A 17,130-nucleotide genomic window follows, 5' to 3' on the forward strand; every position below is an offset into this window, starting at 1 on the left:
CATGACAATAACTCTTCAACAACTAATTGCGCTATCGCCGCTGTTGATCGTCGGATTGACGGTAGTGGTTGTGATGCTGTGCATTGCGTGGCGACGCAACCATTTTGTCAACGCAACCATGACGGTTATCGGCCTGAATATTGCGTTGCTGTCACTGTACTTTGTCGGTCAGGTTGGCCCAACGGACGTGACGCCGCTGCTGCGTGTTGATGGCTTCTCGATGTTCTATACCGGACTGGTTCTGCTTGCCAGTCTGGCAACCAGCACGTTTGCCTATCCGTGGCTGCAAGGCTACCCGGACAACCGTGATGAGTTCTACCTGCTGGTTCTGATTGCTGCGTTAGGTGGGATCCTGCTGGCGAGCGCTAACCATCTGGCTTCGTTGTTCATCGGGATTGAACTGCTTTCTCTCCCGCTGTTTGGTCTGGTCGGCTATGCCTTCCGCCTGAAACGTTCGCTGGAAGCCAGTATTAAATACATGTTGCTGTCGGCTGCGGCGTCTTCCTTCCTGCTGTTTGGTATGGCGCTGATTTATGCTGAATCAGGCGATATGAGCTTTGCCAGCCTTGGTAAGAGCCTGAGCGATCACCAAATCCATGAGCCGCTGTTGCTTGCAGGCCTGGGGATGATGATTGTCGGTTTGGGCTTCAAGCTGTCTCTGGTTCCGTTCCAGCTGTGGACGCCTGATGTGTACCAAGGGGCACCTGCGCCTGTGTCTACGTTTCTGGCGACGGCCGGTAAAATTGCCGTTTTCGGTGCAGTCATGCGTTTGTTCCTGTACGCGCCGATGGCTGACAGCGAGTCCGTCAGAATCGTTCTGGGTGTCATCGCGTTCGCGTCGATCCTGTTCGGTAACGTGATGGCGGTATCGCAAACCAACATCAAACGTCTGCTCGGTTACTCTTCCATCGCGCATTTGGGCTATTTGCTGGTTGCCCTGATCGCGGTTCAGAGCCATCAACTAGCGCTGGAAACCGTCGGTGTTTATCTGGTGGGTTACCTGTTTAGCAGCTTGGGCGCGTTCGGTGTGGTTAGCCTGATGTCTAGCCCGTACCGTGGCCCGGATGCTGACTCACTGTTCTCTTACCGTGGTTTGTTCTGGCATAAACCGATCCTGTCTGCGGTGATGACAGTGATGATGCTGTCATTGGCGGGTATCCCGATGACGCTGGGTTTCTTCGGTAAATTCTACGTGCTGGCTGTCGGTGTTAATGCTGAACTGTGGTGGCTGACTGGTGCGGTCGTGCTGGGTAGCGCCATTGGCCTGTACTACTATCTGCGTGTGATGGTCAGTTTGTTCCTGAATGCGCCGCAGGTGTTGCAGCGTGATACGCCAAACAACTGGGCTTTAACCGCTGGTGGTGTGGTCGTGCTGATCTCCTCCATCGCAGTACTGTTCTTTGGTTTGTATCCGCAGCCGCTTATCTCTCTGGTGCAATTGGCGCAGCCAATGATGTAACCGCTGACGAGAGTCTGCTTGTGTAATGAAGCGCCGTTGATGAGAGTCAACGGCGCTTTTTTATGGCTAGCTTCCTGCTCGCCACCCTTCGGGCCGTCGCAAGCGACGTTGAAAAACCCTCCCTGCGTTTTTTGATGGAAGCAAAATACGTTTTAGGAATGATCTGGTCTGTTGAAGCCTTAGGAGCGGCGCAAACTTGTCTATAGTTAAGAAGGTAACGATTTATAACTCATGACTTTTCATAACAGAAGGGAGCACTTTATGGCAGCGGCAAAAAAACAGCCTGAAGATATTCGTGTCGATGATGATTTAAAACTTCTGTCTGAAACGCTGGATGAGGTATTGCGCTATACGGGCGATCAGGCAGACCAAGCCTACCTTGATTTAAAGAAGGGAGCGGAAAAAGCGCTGTTGGAAGTCAAAGCCCGCATTGGTGTGACTGACAGCTATTATGCGCGCGCCAAGCAGGTGGCCGACAAAGCCGATGTGTATGTGCATGACAAACCTTGGCACGGTATCGGTATTGGCGCCACAGTCGGTCTGGTGTTGGGATTGCTGCTGGCTAAGCGCTAGTTCCTAGCAATCTAGTTTCTGGGAATAATGTAGCGGGGTTACCCGCTACATCTCACGATATCCTCTAGCCCTGAATCTTATCCTCTTTCTCCGGCATTCCTTGTACCCAATAGATGGTTTTGCCGTGAAAGGAAAACGCATTGAGCTGTTTTTTAAAGAGAATGTTCAGGCATACGGCGTGCTGCACAAATCTGCGACGTGTGGGTAGACAAAAAGGAAAGAGGGATGAGCAGGGTGAAAGAGAGGCTGAAAAACAAAAGCCGCCTGTAGGAGGCGGCTTTAGAGATTGTTTATATCACAATCAGAACGGGCTGATGATTGACCCAATACGTTCACAGTAACTGACATAAACATCTCCCATTCTTTTAAAGAATTTGCTGATTTTGCGAAAAGTTTTCATTATCAGACTCCTCTAACGGGTTAGTTAAGTGTGATGTTCATCACGTTTTTAATGGTAGCGAAGATGAGATCGGATTTCAACATTTTTGTGATGTTAGTCACAAAAATATAACGATACGATAAGTGAAACACGCCGTGGAGCGAAAGGACCTGATACGCAGCCGGAAGGTCAGCGCATCAGGTGGTGGAAAGCATGCGGGGGCATATCAGGCGGGATAGTGATAAATATTGTGATCGAACCACTGCTCGCCAATCTGCTCGGCGTCTTTCTCCGTGTGGTGAAAGCGGAAGCCAAGCCGTTGAGCGACAGCGTTGCTACGCGTGTTGGCGGTTGAAGCTCTGATGACGCAGCGCCCAACGAGATTCGCATCGGTATAGGCGGCTATCAGTGTACTGACAGCCTGAGAAACGATGCCTTTACCTTCAAAGGCTTCGGCGATCCAGTAGCCGATGACGCCTTCTTTATCCTGAATCGTGTTGAAGGAGACGATGCCAGCCAGCGCATCGTCCCAGCGGATAACGTACACAGCGGCCGTTTTGTCGAAGAATGCCTTTCTATTGGCGCGAATGGTTTCACGTGTGTCATAGACGGTCTTAACAGAATCCGGCCAGGGTAACGTCCGCCGCAGACGCGCTTTTTCCTGCTGAATCAGGGTGAAGAGCGTATCGGCATCGCGCTCTTCCTGTATCGTCAGACGCAAATGTGGTGGATGCCGTAGTTCATACAGAGCATCGATAACTGACATATCGACAAATGGCGTTTCCATAAAATCCCTTACCCCTGCAAAGTACCGTCAACGATTGTGACGCTGTGCCCGCCGATCCAGGGTTCATCGTTTAGGTAAGTGGCGGTAATGCGGCCATCGCAGTTCAGCATCGTGCCCTGTCGTGCAAGGTAGCTGAGTGGCGCGGTGACGTTATTAATAGAATGCTGTTGGCGAAGCAGCACTGCCAGACAAGCGTTGGCACTGCCGGTAACCGGATCTTCTTTGAGATGGCCACGTTCAATATAGAGCGCACGAACTTCATAATCGGCTGGCGTCGCGTTATCGTGCGGGCCGTAGATAGCGATGCCATTAGTCTGGCTGAGGTTTTGCACGGCTGAGAGCGCGTCTGCATCCGGTGTGATGTTCAGACAGGTGTCGGCACTGTCGACACGAATCACCAGCCAGCGAATGCCCATGTGCACCGCAGTGGGCGGGTAGCTGTTATCGATAGCAGCACTACCCAAACCAGTAATGCCCAGCGTTTTTTCCAGCAGTGGCACATGCTCATCACCAAACGGAACCATGGTGGCCTGCGGCGCGTGAAAAGCCAGACTGCCGTCATCATTAATATTAATTGGCACTAAGCCAACGCCGCACTGTTGCACTAACTGACCTGGGGATTTAGGGCGCAATCCTTCTTCCAGCAGAGCATGCGCGGTGCCTAGCGTAGGGTGTCCGGCAAAGGGCATTTCCGATTCTGGCGTAAAAATGCGTACGTGGTAATCAGCCAGAGGATTGGTGGCTGGCAGGACAAACGTGGTTTCTGACAGGTTTGTCCAGCGAGCGATCTCCTGCATTTGCGCATCGGTTAATCCCTTCGCCTCCATAATGACGGCAAGCGGATTGCCCTTGAAAGGCTGTTGGGTAAAAACGTCGACCTGTTTGAAACGACGTACTATCGGCATCGCATTTCTCTCCTGTATGCGCTATCGCTTAAATATTACTCAAAACTAACCGCGATCCTGTCGCGCGCTTGTGGCATAATGCGCGCCAAATCACATTCCGACTCGAGTATAAGTGCTGTGTTAAGTACCAACAATATCACCATGCAGTTCGGCAGCAAGCCGTTGTTTGAAAACATTTCCGTTAAATTTGGTGGCGGCAACCGTTACGGTTTAATTGGCGCAAATGGCTGCGGTAAATCTACCTTCATGAAGATTCTCGGTGGCGATCTGGTGCCGAGCGCCGGTAATGTCTTCCTCGATCCTAATGAGCGCCTGGGTAAACTGCGTCAGGATCAGTTCGCTTTTGAAAAATACAGCGTGCTGGATACCGTCATAATGGGCCACGGGGAGCTGTGGGCGGTAAAAGAAGAGCGCGACCGTATCTATTCATTGGCTGAAATGAGCGAAGCCGACGGCTATAAAGTTGCCGATCTGGAAGTGCAATACGGTGAGATGGATGGCTACAGCGCAGAATCACGCGCGGGCGAATTGTTGCTGGGCGTGGGGATTCCCGTTGAGCAGCATTATGGCTTGATGAGTGAGATTGCTCCCGGTTGGAAACTGCGTGTCCTGTTGGCGCAGGCGCTGTTTGCCGATCCCGATATCCTGCTGCTCGACGAACCGACCAACAACCTGGATATCGATACGATCCGCTGGTTGGAGCAAGTGCTGAACGAGCGTAACAGCACCATGATCATCATCTCGCATGACCGTCACTTCCTGAACATGGTTTGTACGCACATGGCGGATCTGGACTACGGCGAGCTGCGTATTTATCCCGGCAACTATGATGAATACATGACGGCAGCGACGCAGGCTCGTGAGCGTTTACTGTCCGATAACGCCAAGAAGAAAGCGCAAATTTCCGAACTGCAATCGTTCGTCAGTCGCTTTAGCGCCAACGCTTCTAAATCCAAGCAGGCGACATCGCGCGCACGTCAGATTGATAAAATCCAGTTGGATGAAGTGAAAGCCTCCAGCCGTCAAAACCCGTTTATCCGTTTTGATCAGGATAAGAAACTGTTCCGTAATGCGCTGGAAGTTGAAGCGCTGAGCAAAGGCTTTGATAACGGTCCGCTGTTCAGCAAGCTGGGTCTGATGATCGAAGTGGGTGAAAAAGTCGCTATTCTGGGTGCCAACGGTATCGGTAAATCGACATTGCTGAAAACGCTGGTCGGTGATGTCGAGCCGGATAGCGGTACGGTGAAATGGTCTGAAAACTCAAAAATTGGCTACTATGCGCAGGATCACGAATACGAATTCGATGAGACGCTGACCGTTTTTGACTGGATGAGCCAGTGGAAACAGGAAAAAGACGACGAGCAAGCCGTGCGTAGCGTACTCGGTCGTTTGCTGTTCAGCCAGGACGACATCAAGAAGAAAGTGAAGGTGTTATCCGGTGGTGAAAAAGGCCGCATGCTGTTCGGTAAGCTGATGATGCAGCGTCCGAATATTCTGGTGATGGATGAACCAACCAACCACCTTGATATGGAATCCATTGAATCGCTGAATATGGCGCTGGAAATGTATGAAGGGACGCTGCTGTTCGTCTCTCATGACCGTGAATTTGTCAGCTCGTTGGCGACCCGTATTCTGGAAATTACGCCAAATAAAGTGATCGATTTCACCGGCAACTATGAAGATTACCTGCGCAGTCAGGGTATTCAGTAAGCCCTATACCGACTTTCAGGCCTAAATCATGGCCTGAAGGTCGGCTATTTTCCTTTCTTTCGTTCTCTCTCTGCGCTGTTTATTTCTTTTCGCCGATGCCATCGGACGGAAGTATTCTCCGATCCTGCCTGTATTTATTACTCAAATTAACGAACTTTAATAAACGCTGTTTTTTTTTCGTACTTGTTAAGAAAACAAAGAGGGATACACCGTAACCCTCTGAAATAAAATAGCGATACGTTTTTTCTGCATGATTTTCAGTTTGCACAAAAGAAAACAGTTTGTTAACCCCTGTCATTATTTTGCTGTATTCAAATTCAGCTCATTCATTTACGTTTTCTCCTCGTTGCCAAATAAAAATAATTATCATTTAATTTATTTTATTGATTATTTGGGGGCCGTTAATGAACATCGATTTGACGCCGTATTATGCCGAGCCCGGTGAGCAGCCTTTTGGCGCCCGACGTATGGCAATGCCTTGGCGCAACCCTGTGCCGCTTTCACCAGAACAGATTCCTGCCGGTTGGCAGACGTTGAAGCAGCAGACAGTGCCTGCGCGTAAACGCCTGCTCTATCTGCATATTCCTTTCTGCGCGACGCACTGCACGTTCTGCGGTTTTTACCAGAACAAACTGCGTGATGACAGCACGGCGACCTATACCCGCTACCTGTTGCAGGAACTGGCGATGGAGGCGGACAGCCCGCTGCATCAGTCGGCGCCCATTCATGCGGTGTATTTTGGCGGTGGCACGCCAACGGCGCTGGCAGCCGATGAGCTGTCGCAGATCATTCGCGCGATCCGTACTTCTCTGCCGCTGGCACCGGACTGTGAAATCACAGTAGAAGGGCGGGCGATGGATTTTGACGATGAGCGGATCGATGCCTGTCTGGATGCGGGAGCGAACCGCTTCTCCATCGGGATTCAGACGTTCGATACTCGCATCCGTCAGCGTATGGCGCGTACGTCGGATAAGCATCAGTCAATTCGCTTCCTTGAGCGTCTGTGTGAGCGAGACCGAGCCGCCGTAGTGTGCGATCTGATGTTCGGTCTACCGGAGCAAACGCCGGAAATCTGGCGCGAAGATTTGGCTATCGTTAGCGATTTACCGCTAGACGGTGTCGATCTGTATGCACTGAATCTGTTACCAACCACGCCGCTGGCGAAAGCGGCCGAAAACCAGCGTGTCGCACTGCCTGATGTGGTTGCCCGCCGTGATTTCTATCGGACTGGCGCGGCATTTTTGGCCGATGCTGGCTGGCACCAGCTTAGCAACAGCCACTGGGCGCGCACCACGCGTGAACGCAACCTGTATAACCTGCTGATTAAACAAGGCGCGGACTGTCTGGCAATGGGGAGCGGGGCGGGCGGCAATCTGAACGGACAGGCTTATATGATGGAACGCAGTCTGGAGCGCTATTATCAGCAGATCGATCAGGGGCAAAAACCGATCATGATGATGACGCCAGCCAGTCCTACCGGGCCGTGGCAGCATCAGCTTCAGGCGGGTATTGAGGTCGGTCGTATCAAGCTGCCTCAACTGACCCAGCATGCCCGTGAACTTCAGCCGTTGCTTAGCCAGTGGCATCAGGCTGGGTTGACCTGTGACGATTCCACCTGCCTGCGCCTGACCAATGATGGCCGCTTCTGGGCGAACAACCTGATGCAGGCATTACAACAAATTATCCCCCAGCTTAATGCCGAAGAGCATGCGCACTAACCGGAGACGCAACCATGACGATGGCACTGAATGAATTACTGGCAACCAACCCTGATGGCACACTGGAAGAGATTGCCGGAAAATATAATACCTCGCTGTTTGCTGTTGTAGAGGCCTTGCCTGCGGCGCAGCGTACGCTGGTGGCGGGCGATCGTTTCGATCGCGTCTGGGACACGATTGCGACCTGGGGTGAAGTGACGCTAATCAGCCACACGGCGGACGCGATTCTGGAATTCAAGAGCGAGCTGCCAACCGGTACGCATCGCCACGGTTACTTTAACCTGCGTGGCAAAAATGGCCTGAGTGGACATATCCGCGCAACGAGCTGTCAGCACATTGCGTTTATTGAGCGTAAGTTCATGGGGATGGACACGGCGTCCGTGGTGTTCTTTAATGCTAGCGGTGCGGCGATGTTTAAAATTTTCCTTGGACGAGACAGCCACCGCCAGCTGCTGAGCGCTCAGGTTGAGGCGTTCCGTGCGCTGGCGAGTGAATTACAACCGGAGCAGGTATGACGTGGTTACTTTTCGGTGCAGGCAATGGAGTCGGCGCCTGCTTATTACAGCGCGCTATTGAGTGCGAGCAGGCTGTCGTACTCGTATTGCGTAATCCTGAACAGGCCAAACACTGGCGTGAGCAGGGAATGACGGTAGTAGAAGGCGATGCCTGCGAGCCGGAAACGGTCGCGGAAGCCTGTCGTGTGGCGGGGCCTTCTGCCATTGTGGTATCGACAATGGGCGGCGGCACGGTAAATTATCAGGGTCATCGCACGGTGATCGATGGTGCCGAACAGGCAGGTCTTAAACGTATGCTGCTGGTGACGTCACTGGGCTGCGGCGATAGCTGGCCGCTGTTGTCGCCACGCGCCAGAGCGGCGTTTGGCTTCGCGGTGCGTGAGAAATCGCTGGCAGAAAGCTGGTTGCAAAGCAGTACGTTGGATCACTGTATTGTTCGTCCTGGCGGTCTGCTGGACGTGGTCGCGACGCACAATGCAAAACTGACGCAGGGTGCTGCTACGTTGGGATTGGTGTCACGCTGGGATGTCGCGCTGGCGGTTGATCAGCTATTACAGCAACCTGTGTTTGGCAATCACATCTACAATCTGATCGATCCCGATCTCACGATGCCCGCCATTCCGTAATCTCTGCCATTCTGTCACCGAGGTTGCCGGGGTAATCCATCCCGGCATCCGGCAAACTGTTATAGTTAATCTGTCGAAAACTGTATCTGTTATCTCTCATGGTGCTATGTTCTAATCGATGCCAGCAGTGTTGTATTCCTCAAGCACGATGGTGATGACGATGGATGAAGTAAAACGCCTTCTGACCGAAGAGATCGAACGTATTAATCGGGAAGAAAAACGCGACAATAAAATACGTTTTAGCCGCAAATTCATGCAGTCACACCCCTATCTGTTTGCCGCGATGCTGGTGAGCTACGTGCCGGTCGCGATCATCCTCTTTTATGCCCCTTATTTTGGTTTACCGTATCTGATTGGCTTTACGGTTTTCCTGCTGGTGATGACGCTGGCGCTCTCGATAGATATCAACCCGACCTATCGCTTTGAAGACATTGATACGCTGGATCTCCGTGTTTGTTATAACGGCGAGTGGTTTACGGTCCGCCACGTATCACAGGACACGCAGGATAAACTGCTACGCAACGAGCAGGTGCCATCAGTTGTGAAAGCAGGGATAGAGCAAATTCGACGTACGAAAGGTGACGTTGATTTCTACGATGTTTTCTCGCTAGCCTATCGTCAACATCCTTCCCGTTAGCAGGCTTTTTCTGCCCTCAAACCGCCCCATTTCGCGATGATCAAATAATGTGCATGGCTTTTTCTATGCGCAGATTTTCATGGTGGCTGGTTGTCGCTGGAATACTGGTTTTCATGAAGGCCAATATACTGGTTTTCATGTAGTCATAATGCTACGTTCGTTAGAAGCAGCGAGCGCCGCATTCTTGTGGCTTTTCAGACGAATAGTTTTTCAAATTTGTGATTTTCAAATATGGGCAGAACAGGACGATGAGCGAAAAGGTATTGCTGGTGATTCAGTTGGGCCAACCGCCGGAAGGCATTGCGTCTCAGGTTGGGCAACAGGGGAAATGGTTTACCGATGCGGTGCAGGGAAACACGCTGCCGGTGCATGTGGTGCGTCCCGATCGTGGCGAGTCGCTGCCACCGTTTGATACGCTGGCAGCGGTGGTTATTTCCGGCTCGTGGTCGATGGTCACGGATCGGCTGGACTGGAGCGAATACACCGCGGGCTGGCTGCGTGAAGCGTATTACGCGGATGTCCCGCTGCTGGGCGTGTGCTATGGGCATCAACTGCTCGCCGATGCGCTGGGCGGTAAAGTAGGAGATAACCCGAACGGCAAGGAAGTGGGCGTTCAGGTTGTGACAACCCATGAAGCCGCGGCGCAAGACATCTTACTGCGTGATTATCCGCAGCAGTTCGGTGCTTATCTTACCCATCAGCAATCCGTGCTGGAACCGCCTGCGGGCGCGCAGGTGCTGGCAAGTTCAGAGATGGATGGCTGCCAGATTATCCGCTACAGCGATAAAGTCCTGACCGTGCAATTTCACCCGGAATTCAGCGCGGACATCATGCTGACGTGCCTGCGTCATAATGAAGCGGCGCTACGACAGGGCGGCTGGGATGTCGATCGGATGATGGATATTCCGCAGGAACCCGTCTGGGCGCGTAAGATCCTGCTGGATTTTGTACAACGCTACGCGGCGAAATAGCTCTCGAACAGCACATTATTGTCGATAATGCGCCTTTCTCGATCGTCACTACTCGGTGATGGTCGAGCCAAAAATCATGACAGACTCATCCACCGAAACCGTCGCGCTATGGCAAAGTTTGAACAGCTTGCTCACCAGATCCGTGAGCAGCTTCAGGAAGGGATCTGGCAGCCGGGCGACAAACTGCCCTCGCTGCGGGAAAAATCACTGCATTCGGGTATGAGCCTGATGACCGTGCTGCACGCCTATCAGTTGCTGGAAAGTCAGGGGCTGATTGTGTCGCGTCCACAGTCGGGTTATTACGCGGCACCAAAGCTGTCCACGCTACCAGCAGACAGCCTGCATTCGCCCGTGGAGCAGGAGCGCGTTCAACTGACCGAAGACGTGGACGTCAACGCGTTCATTTTTGATGTGCTTCAGGCCAGCAAAGATCCGGCGGTCATGCCGTTCGGATCGGCGTTTCCCGATCCACAGCTCTTCCCACAGCGTCAGTTGACGCGCTCGCTGGCCTCGGTGGCGCGTCATATGCAGCCACACAGCGCGCTGGATAACTTGCCGCCGGGTAATGAAAGCCTGAGGAAGAACATCGCCCAGCGCTACGCGTTGCAGGGGATTGCCGTCTCGCCCGATGAGATTGTGATTACGGCGGGCGCGATGGAATCCCTTAATCTCAGCCTTCAGGCGCTGACGGAGCCGGGCGATTATGTGGTGATCGAATCTCCGGCGTTTTACGGTGCGCTACAGGCGATCGAACGCCTGAAACTCAAAGCGATTGCGATCGCGACCGATCCACAGCAGGGCATCGATCTTGATGCGTTGCAGCAGGCGCTGAATGATTACCCGATCAAAGCCTGTTGGTTGATGACCAATTTTCATAACCCGCTCGGTTGCACGCTGTCCTGGGAGAAGAAACAGCGGCTGGTGGCGATGCTGGAAAAACACGGCGTCGGGCTGGTAGAAGATGATGTCTACAGCGAGCTTTATACGGGCCTGCAACGTCCGTTGCCCGCAAAAGCGTTGGATAAAAAAGGCACGATTCTGCACTGCTCCTCGTTTTCTAAAAATCTGGTGGCGGGGTTCCGCATCGGCTGGGTAGCGGCCGGAAGCTATGCGGGCAGCATTCAGCGGTTACAACTGATGAGTACCTTATCAACCAGCGCACCCATGCAACTGGCGATTGCGGATTATCTGGCGACCAGCAGCTATGACAGCCATCTACGTCGCCTGCGACGAGCGCTGGAACAGCGTAAACACGCGGCGTTACAGTCGCTACGCCGGCACTTCCCGGGCGACGTTCTCATTAATCATTCGCAAGGTGGTTATTTTCTCTGGCTGGAATTGCCTGAAGGCGTCAGCAGCACGGAGCTATACCGCCGCGCGCTGGAACGAGGCGTCAGTATTGCGCCGGGGAAAATGTTCACGACCGGCGACAAATACGATCGCTATTTCCGCTTTAACGCGTCCTACGAATGGGACGATCGCTGCGAACAAAGCGTGATCGTCTTAGCAGCGCTGATTCGGTCACAGATAAGCGAGCGTTTGACTCGATCACCCCTTTAGAGGTGTGGAGATGTTTGCCGCTTTTCTGCTACTGTTTCCGTCATAGTGGAAGGTGACTGAATGGATGGCGAAAAACAGCCATAACCTTGCCGGAAATCAGAAAGTCGCCAGGCACGGTGCGTATAATCTCTGTTAAAGGTGAGCTATACCCGCTATCTTTCGGACTGCGCTGGCGGCCTTCCTGCACCCCGAAATCTATCGGATAGACAACGTAAACAACAGGAAAAATCCCCCTGATGAGTATTCGCATTGTTCCTCAGGAACAGTTAGAACAGAACGAAAAATCGATGCCGGAAGGGAATATTCCTCCGTTGCTTTTTGCCAATCTGAAAAGCCTGTACAGCAGCCGCGCGGAGCGTCTGCGTCAGTTAGCTGAAGATCACCCGCTGGGGGACTATCTCACTTTCGCCGCAGGCGTGGTGGAAGCCCAGCAGAAGGTATTGCACGATCATCCGTTGAAGCTTGACCTGAGTGACGTGCTGAAACCGTCCGGCGATCGTCCGCCGCTTGATAGTGCGGTGTTCCCGCGTGATGCGCACTGGCACACGCTGCTGCGTGCGCTGATCGAAGAATTAAAACCGGATGCCAGCGGACAGGTGTTATCTACGCTGGAGAATCTGGAAAAAGCCTCAGAGCAGGAGCTGGAAGAACAGGCAACGGCGCTGCTGCAACACGAGTTTCGTGCCGAGAGCAATGATAAAGCTCCGTTCATCTGGGCGGCGCTGTCGCTGTTTTGGGCGCAGATGGCAAGCCAACTGCCCGGTAAAGCGCGTGCCGTACCCGGCGAACATCGCCAGTTCTGCCCCGTGTGCGGTAGTATTCCGGTCTCGGGCGTGGTGCAGTTAGGTACATCCAGCGGGCTGCGTTATCTGCACTGTAATCTGTGCGAGAGCGAATGGCACATGGTGCGGGTGAAATGCAGCAACTGTGAAGAGTCGAGCGAGCTGAATTACTGGTCGCTGGATAGCGAAAATTCCGCCATTAAAGCGGAAAGCTGCGGCCACTGCGGCACGTATCTGAAGCTGTTATATCAGGAAAAAGATCACCGTGTAGAAGCCGTCGCTGACGATCTGGCTTCGCTGGTGCTGGATGTGAAAATGGAGGAAGAGGGCTTTTCTCGCAGTAGCATCAACCCGTTCCTGTTCCCGGAAAGTTCGATCGAATAGCCCGTTTAATCGGTGAAGCGCGTTTGGGCTTCACCGCCTTTCTTTTAGAAAACCTATCCTTACCACACGCCGCTGAAATGCAGTAGTAATACCAGCGCGGTGATGACAATCGATGATGATGTGAGCACGATCAGCCCGTGGCTGACGCGTGATAACACCGGTTGGCAACGGGCGTTAAAGCGGTAGCGCAGAATCGCCAGCGCCGACATCAGAGCAGAGACGCACAAGAGCAGGATGGCGCAGGCAAAAACGGCGCGGCTGTCATCTGCCATGCTTAAACGAAAACACAGCAAGCTATTTATCAACATCACAAACAGGGTGCGTGTCCAAGCCATGCCGGTTCGCTGCGGCTGTAATCCCGGATCGCGAGTCGTCTCCATGGGCTACCCGAACAGGATCATGGCGGCAAGCGCGATGGCAATGAGGGTAATAAACAGCGTCACGATCAGCAGCATCGGCGTGTACGGCATATCGTTTTCCTGCCGCATGGCTTTCTCATTGCTGACCCAGCGACGATAGGCCAGACCGCCGAGCAATGCCGCGCAGACGACCAGCAGCAGAGCCAGCCCCTGACGCACCAGCGGATCGATATGCACGGTAAATTGATCGATGCCCACCGCGCCCGCGAGAAACGCCAGCGCGGTGCGAATCCACGCCAGAAAGGTGCGCTCATTCGCTAATGAAAAACGGTAGTCTGGGGTTTTCCCCTGACTCCACCACGGTGTTTTGTCCTGTCTGGGTGTTGTCATGTCGTCGTCTGATTTCAGGTTAAAGAGGGCATCTGATTGGGCGCAGCGTCTGCATTCTAGCGCCCTTGGCGGGTTTCGTCTGCCCTGATGACTGCATCAGTATGAAATGATGAGGCGCCCGATGGCAGCGCTTCGTTCTCTCAAGGGGCATCTTTCCCCGTTTCATGGTTCTCAACCGCCAGCGCGGTGACCAGCGCGAACGCGCAGGCCAGCAACGTGCCGAGTATCCAGGCGAAATACCACATCTTCTTTCTCCTCAAATCGTCAGTAAACGGAATGCTTATTGGCTTCGATGTAGCGAGCATCGATCCGGCCAAACATTTTGTAATAACACCAACTGGTATAAAGCAGGATGGTGGGGACAAAAATACAGGCCAGAATGGTCATCACCTGAAGTGTAAGCTGGCTGGACGTGGCATCCCAGAGGGTCAGGCTGACGTTGGGCTCGAGGTTAGAAGGCATCACGAACGGGAACAGCGTAATTCCTGCCGTCAGAATCACGCAGACAATCGTCAGTGATGAGGTCAGGAAACCCCAGCCGCAGCGGTTTACGCGAGAGAAGAGGCAGGTGAACCACGGCAGAGCCACACCTAATGCAGGGATCGTCCACAGCGCAGGGTGCGCCGTAAAGTTGGTTAACCAGGCACCGGCCTGCTGCGCCACTTCTTTGTGCAGCGGATTCGACGGGGCCGCTTTATCTATAGCTGAGGTAATCACGTAGCCGTCGATTCCGGTTAGTACCCAGAGTCCAGCCAGTAAGAAGGTGATGCTTATCAACGCGCTGGCGATCAGAACGGTTTTTTGCGCGCGATGCTGAAGCACGTCGGTGGTGCGCATTTGCAGGTAAATCGCGCCGTGTGCGACGATCATCGCGACACTCACTGCGCCTGCCAGCAGCCCGAACGGGTTCAGCAGGCCAAAGAACCCGCCGTGGTAGGTGAGTCGCAAATACTTATCAACGCTCAGCGGCACGCCCTGCAACAGATTGCCGAGCGCGATGCCGAACACCAGCGTGGGGACGAAGCTGCCGATGAAGATGCCCCAATCCCACATATTGCGCCAGCGCTTGTTTTCCAGCTTGGAGCGATAATCAAAGCCAACCGGGCGGAAAAACAGAGCGGCGAGCACCAGAATCATGGCGAAGTAGAAACCGGAAAAAGCGGCGGCATAAACCATCGGCCAGGCGGCGAACAGTGCGCCCGCCGCAGTGATCAGCCAGACCTGATTGCCGTCCCAGTGCGGGGCGATCACGTTAATCATCACTCGCCGTTCGGTATCGGTCTTGCCCAGCAGGCGCAGCAGAATGCCCACGCCCATATCAAAGCCGTCGGTGATGGCGAAGCCGATGAATAACAGGCCAATCAATCCCCACCAAATCAGGCGTAATGTTTCATAATCCAGCATTATTATGGCTCCTGTTACGGTTTTGCAGGTGTTGTGAGTGATTGTGTCGTCGGTTGTTCAAAGTGGTAGCGGCCGGTTTTCAGGCTGCTTGGCCCCAGTCGGGCAAACTTGAACATCAGATACATTTCCGCGACCAGAAACAGCGTGTACAGTCCGCAAATCAGCCCCATCGACAGCAGGATGTCGTGTGCTTCCAGAGACGAATTGGCGATGGCGGTAGGCAGAACTTCACCAACTGCCCACGGCTGGCGGCCGTACTCGGCGACGAACCAGCCGGATTCAATCGCGATCCAGGGCAGGGGAATCCCGTACAGCGCGGCGCGGTGCAGCCATTTACGCTGTCCCATGCGGCCGCGTATCACGCTCCAGAACGACAGCGCAAAAATGCCGAGCATCATCACGCCGCAGCCCACCATCAGGCGGAAAGCAACATACAGTGGCGCGACGCGGGGAATCGAATCTTTGGTTGCCTGCTGGATCTGGTTTTCGCTGGCGTTGGCGACGTCATCGGTATAGCGATTAAGCAGAAGGCCGTAGCCAAGATCGCGCTTGGCTGCCTCAAATTGCGCGCGAACGGCGGGGTCGGTGTTACCTGAGCGCAGTTCTTCCAGCAGACCATAGGCCGTCATACCGTTACGAATGCGAATCTCATGTTGCGCCATCAGGTCTTTAATGCCGACGACGGGTTTGTCGAGTGAGCGTGTGGCGATGAGCCCCAGCAGGTAGGGAACGTGGATCGCATAATCGTTCTGCATCGTTTCCTGATTAGGGATGGCGAACAGCGTGAAAGACGCGGGGGCGGGCTGCGTTTCCCATTCGGCTTCGATCGCTGCCAGCTTGGTTTTCTGTACATCGCCCATTACATAGCCGGATTCATCACCCAGTACGATCACGGACAGCACCGAGGCCAGACCGAAACTGGCGGCAATAGCGAATGAGCGCTTGGCAAAGGCGATATCGCGGCCTCTCAACAGATAGTAAGAACTGATCCCGAGGACGAACATCGCGCCAGCGGTGTAGCCTGCTGCCACGGTGTGGACGAACTTCACCTGCGCGACCGGGTTCAGCACTAGCTCGGCGAAGCTCAGCATTTCCATGCGCATGGTTTCATAATTGAATTCGGCGGCAATCGGGTTTTGCATCCAGCCGTTGGCGACCAGAATCCACAGGGCGGAAAAGTTGGAGCCCAGCGCGACAAACCAGGTCACCAGCATATGTTGGACTTTGGTCAGGCGATCCCAGCCGAAAAAGAACAGGCCGATGAGTGTAGATTCGAGGAAGAACGCCATGAGCCCTTCCATCGCCAGCGGGGCGCCAAAAATATCGCCCACGTAGTGAGAATAGTAAGACCAGTTGGTGCCGAACTGGAATTCCAGCGTCAGACCGGTCGCCACACCCAGCGCAAAGTTGATGGCGAACAGCTTGCCCCAGAATTTGGTCATATCCTTGTAGATTTGCTTGCCGGTTAACACATACGTGGTGTTCATAATGGCGAGCAGGAAAGATAATCCGAGCGTCAGTGGGACAAAAAGAAAGTGATACATGGCAGTCAGGGCAAATTGCAGCCGCGACAGCTCAACGACATCAAACATGTTAGGCTCCTAGCTTCAGGCAGGAAAATGCACGCCATATTGTTATTCCGATGCTTGCCGGAATAAATCGTGACGAATAAAACGAAAATAAATTACCGCCGACGGTATTTGCATCCGTCAGAAATTAACTGCATTGATTGAAGTGAGATAAGAATGAGTAGTGAGTAAAACGTGTGGGGATTATAGCGTGCAAAAATGAAAGGATAAATAGTACAGTTTCTATAGAATGATGAGCCACCGAATTTGTATAAATTATATGTTTTTGTTTCAATTTAATGATTTTTATTGATGTTTAGTTTCGTTTTTTTGTTTTTTTTAATTTTTTATTCTGTTGTTGTTATGCGGTTCCTAGCGTGCCAATTGCGTTTCTGGTACAGAT

General features: G+C 53.2%; 17 protein-coding genes. 10 read left to right on the top strand and 7 right to left on the bottom strand.

Translation table 11 applies throughout. The annotated features are described in order from the left end of the window. Position 1: 1 nt before the first annotated feature. Positions 2 to 1,459, top strand: a complete 1,458-nt coding sequence (nuoN, locus tag IG609_RS06585; RefSeq protein ID WP_039280199.1) for an NADH-quinone oxidoreductase subunit NuoN — start codon at positions 2 to 4, stop codon at positions 1,457 to 1,459. Between the two features lie 261 nt (positions 1,460 to 1,720). After that, positions 1,721 to 2,032 (top strand): stress response protein ElaB, encoded by a 312-nt coding sequence (elaB, locus tag IG609_RS06590; protein WP_102117732.1) that lies wholly within the window; start codon positions 1,721 to 1,723, stop codon positions 2,030 to 2,032. A gap of 605 nt (positions 2,033 to 2,637) precedes the next feature. On the opposite strand, the gene IG609_RS06595 is transcribed toward elaB, so the two are convergent. Both IG609_RS06595 and IG609_RS06600 read right to left on the bottom strand, forming a co-directional pair. After that, the gene (locus IG609_RS06595; protein ID WP_193400279.1) at positions 2,638 to 3,198 is read right to left on the bottom strand and encodes a GNAT family N-acetyltransferase; all 561 of its coding nucleotides are present in this window, start codon (positions 3,196 to 3,198) and stop codon (positions 2,638 to 2,640) included. Between the two features lie 8 nt (positions 3,199 to 3,206). Continuing rightward, complete coding sequence (locus IG609_RS06600) at positions 3,207 to 4,103, bottom strand: PhzF family phenazine biosynthesis protein (protein ID WP_193398505.1); 897 nt, start codon at positions 4,101 to 4,103, stop codon at positions 3,207 to 3,209. Positions 4,104 to 4,220: 117 nt separating this feature from the next. Here IG609_RS06600 and IG609_RS06605 point away from each other — a divergent pair, with 117 nt between their 5' ends. From IG609_RS06605 to fdhE, 8 genes are all read left to right on the top strand, one after another. Then, the gene (locus IG609_RS06605; protein ID WP_102117735.1) at positions 4,221 to 5,813 is read left to right on the top strand and encodes an ABC-F family ATPase; all 1,593 of its coding nucleotides are present in this window, start codon (positions 4,221 to 4,223) and stop codon (positions 5,811 to 5,813) included. Between the two features lie 404 nt (positions 5,814 to 6,217). Continuing rightward, complete coding sequence (gene hutW / locus IG609_RS06610) at positions 6,218 to 7,531, top strand: heme anaerobic degradation radical SAM methyltransferase ChuW/HutW (protein WP_193400277.1); 1,314 nt, start codon at positions 6,218 to 6,220, stop codon at positions 7,529 to 7,531. A 14-nt stretch (positions 7,532 to 7,545) separates the two neighbouring features. Then, positions 7,546 to 8,046 (top strand): heme utilization cystosolic carrier protein HutX, encoded by a 501-nt coding sequence (gene hutX / locus IG609_RS06615; protein ID WP_193398503.1) that lies wholly within the window; start codon positions 7,546 to 7,548, stop codon positions 8,044 to 8,046. Further along, on the top strand, positions 8,043 to 8,672 hold the full coding sequence (locus IG609_RS06620; protein WP_094371161.1) for an NAD(P)H-binding protein: 630 nt from the start codon (positions 8,043 to 8,045) through the stop codon (positions 8,670 to 8,672). Before hutX ends, IG609_RS06620 begins: the two co-directional genes overlap by 4 nt. A 160-nt stretch (positions 8,673 to 8,832) precedes the next feature. Then, complete coding sequence (locus IG609_RS06625) at positions 8,833 to 9,309, top strand: YlaC family protein (RefSeq protein ID WP_193398566.1); 477 nt, start codon at positions 8,833 to 8,835, stop codon at positions 9,307 to 9,309. A gap of 248 nt (positions 9,310 to 9,557) precedes the next feature. After that, entirely contained in the window at positions 9,558 to 10,280 is a 723-nt protein-coding gene (locus IG609_RS06630; protein WP_193398501.1) for a glutamine amidotransferase, read from the top strand. A gap of 108 nt (positions 10,281 to 10,388) precedes the next feature. Then, positions 10,389 to 11,840, top strand: a complete 1,452-nt coding sequence (locus IG609_RS06635) for an aminotransferase-like domain-containing protein (protein WP_193400273.1) — start codon at positions 10,389 to 10,391, stop codon at positions 11,838 to 11,840. A gap of 236 nt (positions 11,841 to 12,076) precedes the next feature. Next, entirely contained in the window at positions 12,077 to 13,006 is a 930-nt protein-coding gene (gene fdhE / locus IG609_RS06640; protein WP_193400271.1) for a formate dehydrogenase accessory protein FdhE, read from the top strand. Positions 13,007 to 13,065: 59 nt separating this feature from the next. Here fdhE and IG609_RS06645 read toward each other — a convergent pair whose 3' ends face one another. From IG609_RS06645 to cydA, 5 genes are all read right to left on the bottom strand, one after another. Continuing rightward, the gene (locus IG609_RS06645; RefSeq protein WP_193400269.1) at positions 13,066 to 13,386 is read right to left on the bottom strand and encodes a DUF202 domain-containing protein; all 321 of its coding nucleotides are present in this window, start codon (positions 13,384 to 13,386) and stop codon (positions 13,066 to 13,068) included. 3 nt (positions 13,387 to 13,389) lie between these two features. Further along, positions 13,390 to 13,755: a YidH family protein gene (locus IG609_RS06650; RefSeq protein WP_102117793.1), complete on the bottom strand. Its 366-nt coding sequence runs from the start codon at positions 13,753 to 13,755 to the stop codon at positions 13,390 to 13,392. A gap of 140 nt (positions 13,756 to 13,895) precedes the next feature. Next, positions 13,896 to 14,000, bottom strand: a complete 105-nt coding sequence (gene cydX / locus IG609_RS06655) for a cytochrome bd-I oxidase subunit CydX (RefSeq protein WP_116156011.1) — start codon at positions 13,998 to 14,000, stop codon at positions 13,896 to 13,898. A gap of 19 nt (positions 14,001 to 14,019) precedes the next feature. Then, positions 14,020 to 15,159 (bottom strand): cytochrome d ubiquinol oxidase subunit II, encoded by a 1,140-nt coding sequence (gene cydB, locus IG609_RS06660; protein ID WP_193400266.1) that lies wholly within the window; start codon positions 15,157 to 15,159, stop codon positions 14,020 to 14,022. Positions 15,160 to 15,173: 14 nt separating this feature from the next. After that, entirely contained in the window at positions 15,174 to 16,751 is a 1,578-nt protein-coding gene (gene cydA / locus IG609_RS06665; protein ID WP_193400264.1) for a cytochrome ubiquinol oxidase subunit I, read from the bottom strand. Positions 16,752 to 17,130: the final 379 nt, after the last annotated feature.

The organism is Pectobacterium quasiaquaticum, assembly GCF_014946775.2.
GTDB classification, from domain to species: Bacteria; Pseudomonadota; Gammaproteobacteria; order Enterobacterales; family Enterobacteriaceae; genus Pectobacterium; species Pectobacterium aquaticum.

Bases quoted from the DNA above. Each gene is read 5' to 3' on its own strand.
- nuoN (WP_039280199.1), top strand. From the start codon at position 2: ATGACAATAACTCTTCAACAACTAATTGCGCTATCGCCGCTGTTGATC.
- elaB (WP_102117732.1), top strand. From the start codon at position 1,721: ATGGCAGCGGCAAAAAAACAGCCTGAAGATATTCGTGTCGATGATGAT.
- IG609_RS06595 (WP_193400279.1), bottom strand. From the start codon at position 3,198: ATGGAAACGCCATTTGTCGATATGTCAGTTATCGATGCTCTGTATGAA.
- IG609_RS06600 (WP_193398505.1), bottom strand. From the start codon at position 4,103: ATGCCGATAGTACGTCGTTTCAAACAGGTCGACGTTTTTACCCAACAG.
- hutW (WP_193400277.1), top strand. From the start codon at position 6,218: ATGAACATCGATTTGACGCCGTATTATGCCGAGCCCGGTGAGCAGCCT.
- hutX (WP_193398503.1), top strand. From the start codon at position 7,546: ATGACGATGGCACTGAATGAATTACTGGCAACCAACCCTGATGGCACA.
- IG609_RS06620 (WP_094371161.1), top strand. From the start codon at position 8,043: ATGACGTGGTTACTTTTCGGTGCAGGCAATGGAGTCGGCGCCTGCTTA.
- IG609_RS06625 (WP_193398566.1), top strand. From the start codon at position 8,833: ATGGATGAAGTAAAACGCCTTCTGACCGAAGAGATCGAACGTATTAAT.
- IG609_RS06630 (WP_193398501.1), top strand. From the start codon at position 9,558: ATGAGCGAAAAGGTATTGCTGGTGATTCAGTTGGGCCAACCGCCGGAA.
- IG609_RS06635 (WP_193400273.1), top strand. From the start codon at position 10,389: ATGGCAAAGTTTGAACAGCTTGCTCACCAGATCCGTGAGCAGCTTCAG.
- fdhE (WP_193400271.1), top strand. From the start codon at position 12,077: ATGAGTATTCGCATTGTTCCTCAGGAACAGTTAGAACAGAACGAAAAA.
- IG609_RS06645 (WP_193400269.1), bottom strand. From the start codon at position 13,386: ATGGAGACGACTCGCGATCCGGGATTACAGCCGCAGCGAACCGGCATG.
- IG609_RS06650 (WP_102117793.1), bottom strand. From the start codon at position 13,755: ATGACAACACCCAGACAGGACAAAACACCGTGGTGGAGTCAGGGGAAA.
- cydX (WP_116156011.1), bottom strand. From the start codon at position 14,000: ATGTGGTATTTCGCCTGGATACTCGGCACGTTGCTGGCCTGCGCGTTC.
- cydB (WP_193400266.1), bottom strand. From the start codon at position 15,159: ATGCTGGATTATGAAACATTACGCCTGATTTGGTGGGGATTGATTGGC.
- cydA (WP_193400264.1), bottom strand. From the start codon at position 16,751: ATGTTTGATGTCGTTGAGCTGTCGCGGCTGCAATTTGCCCTGACTGCC.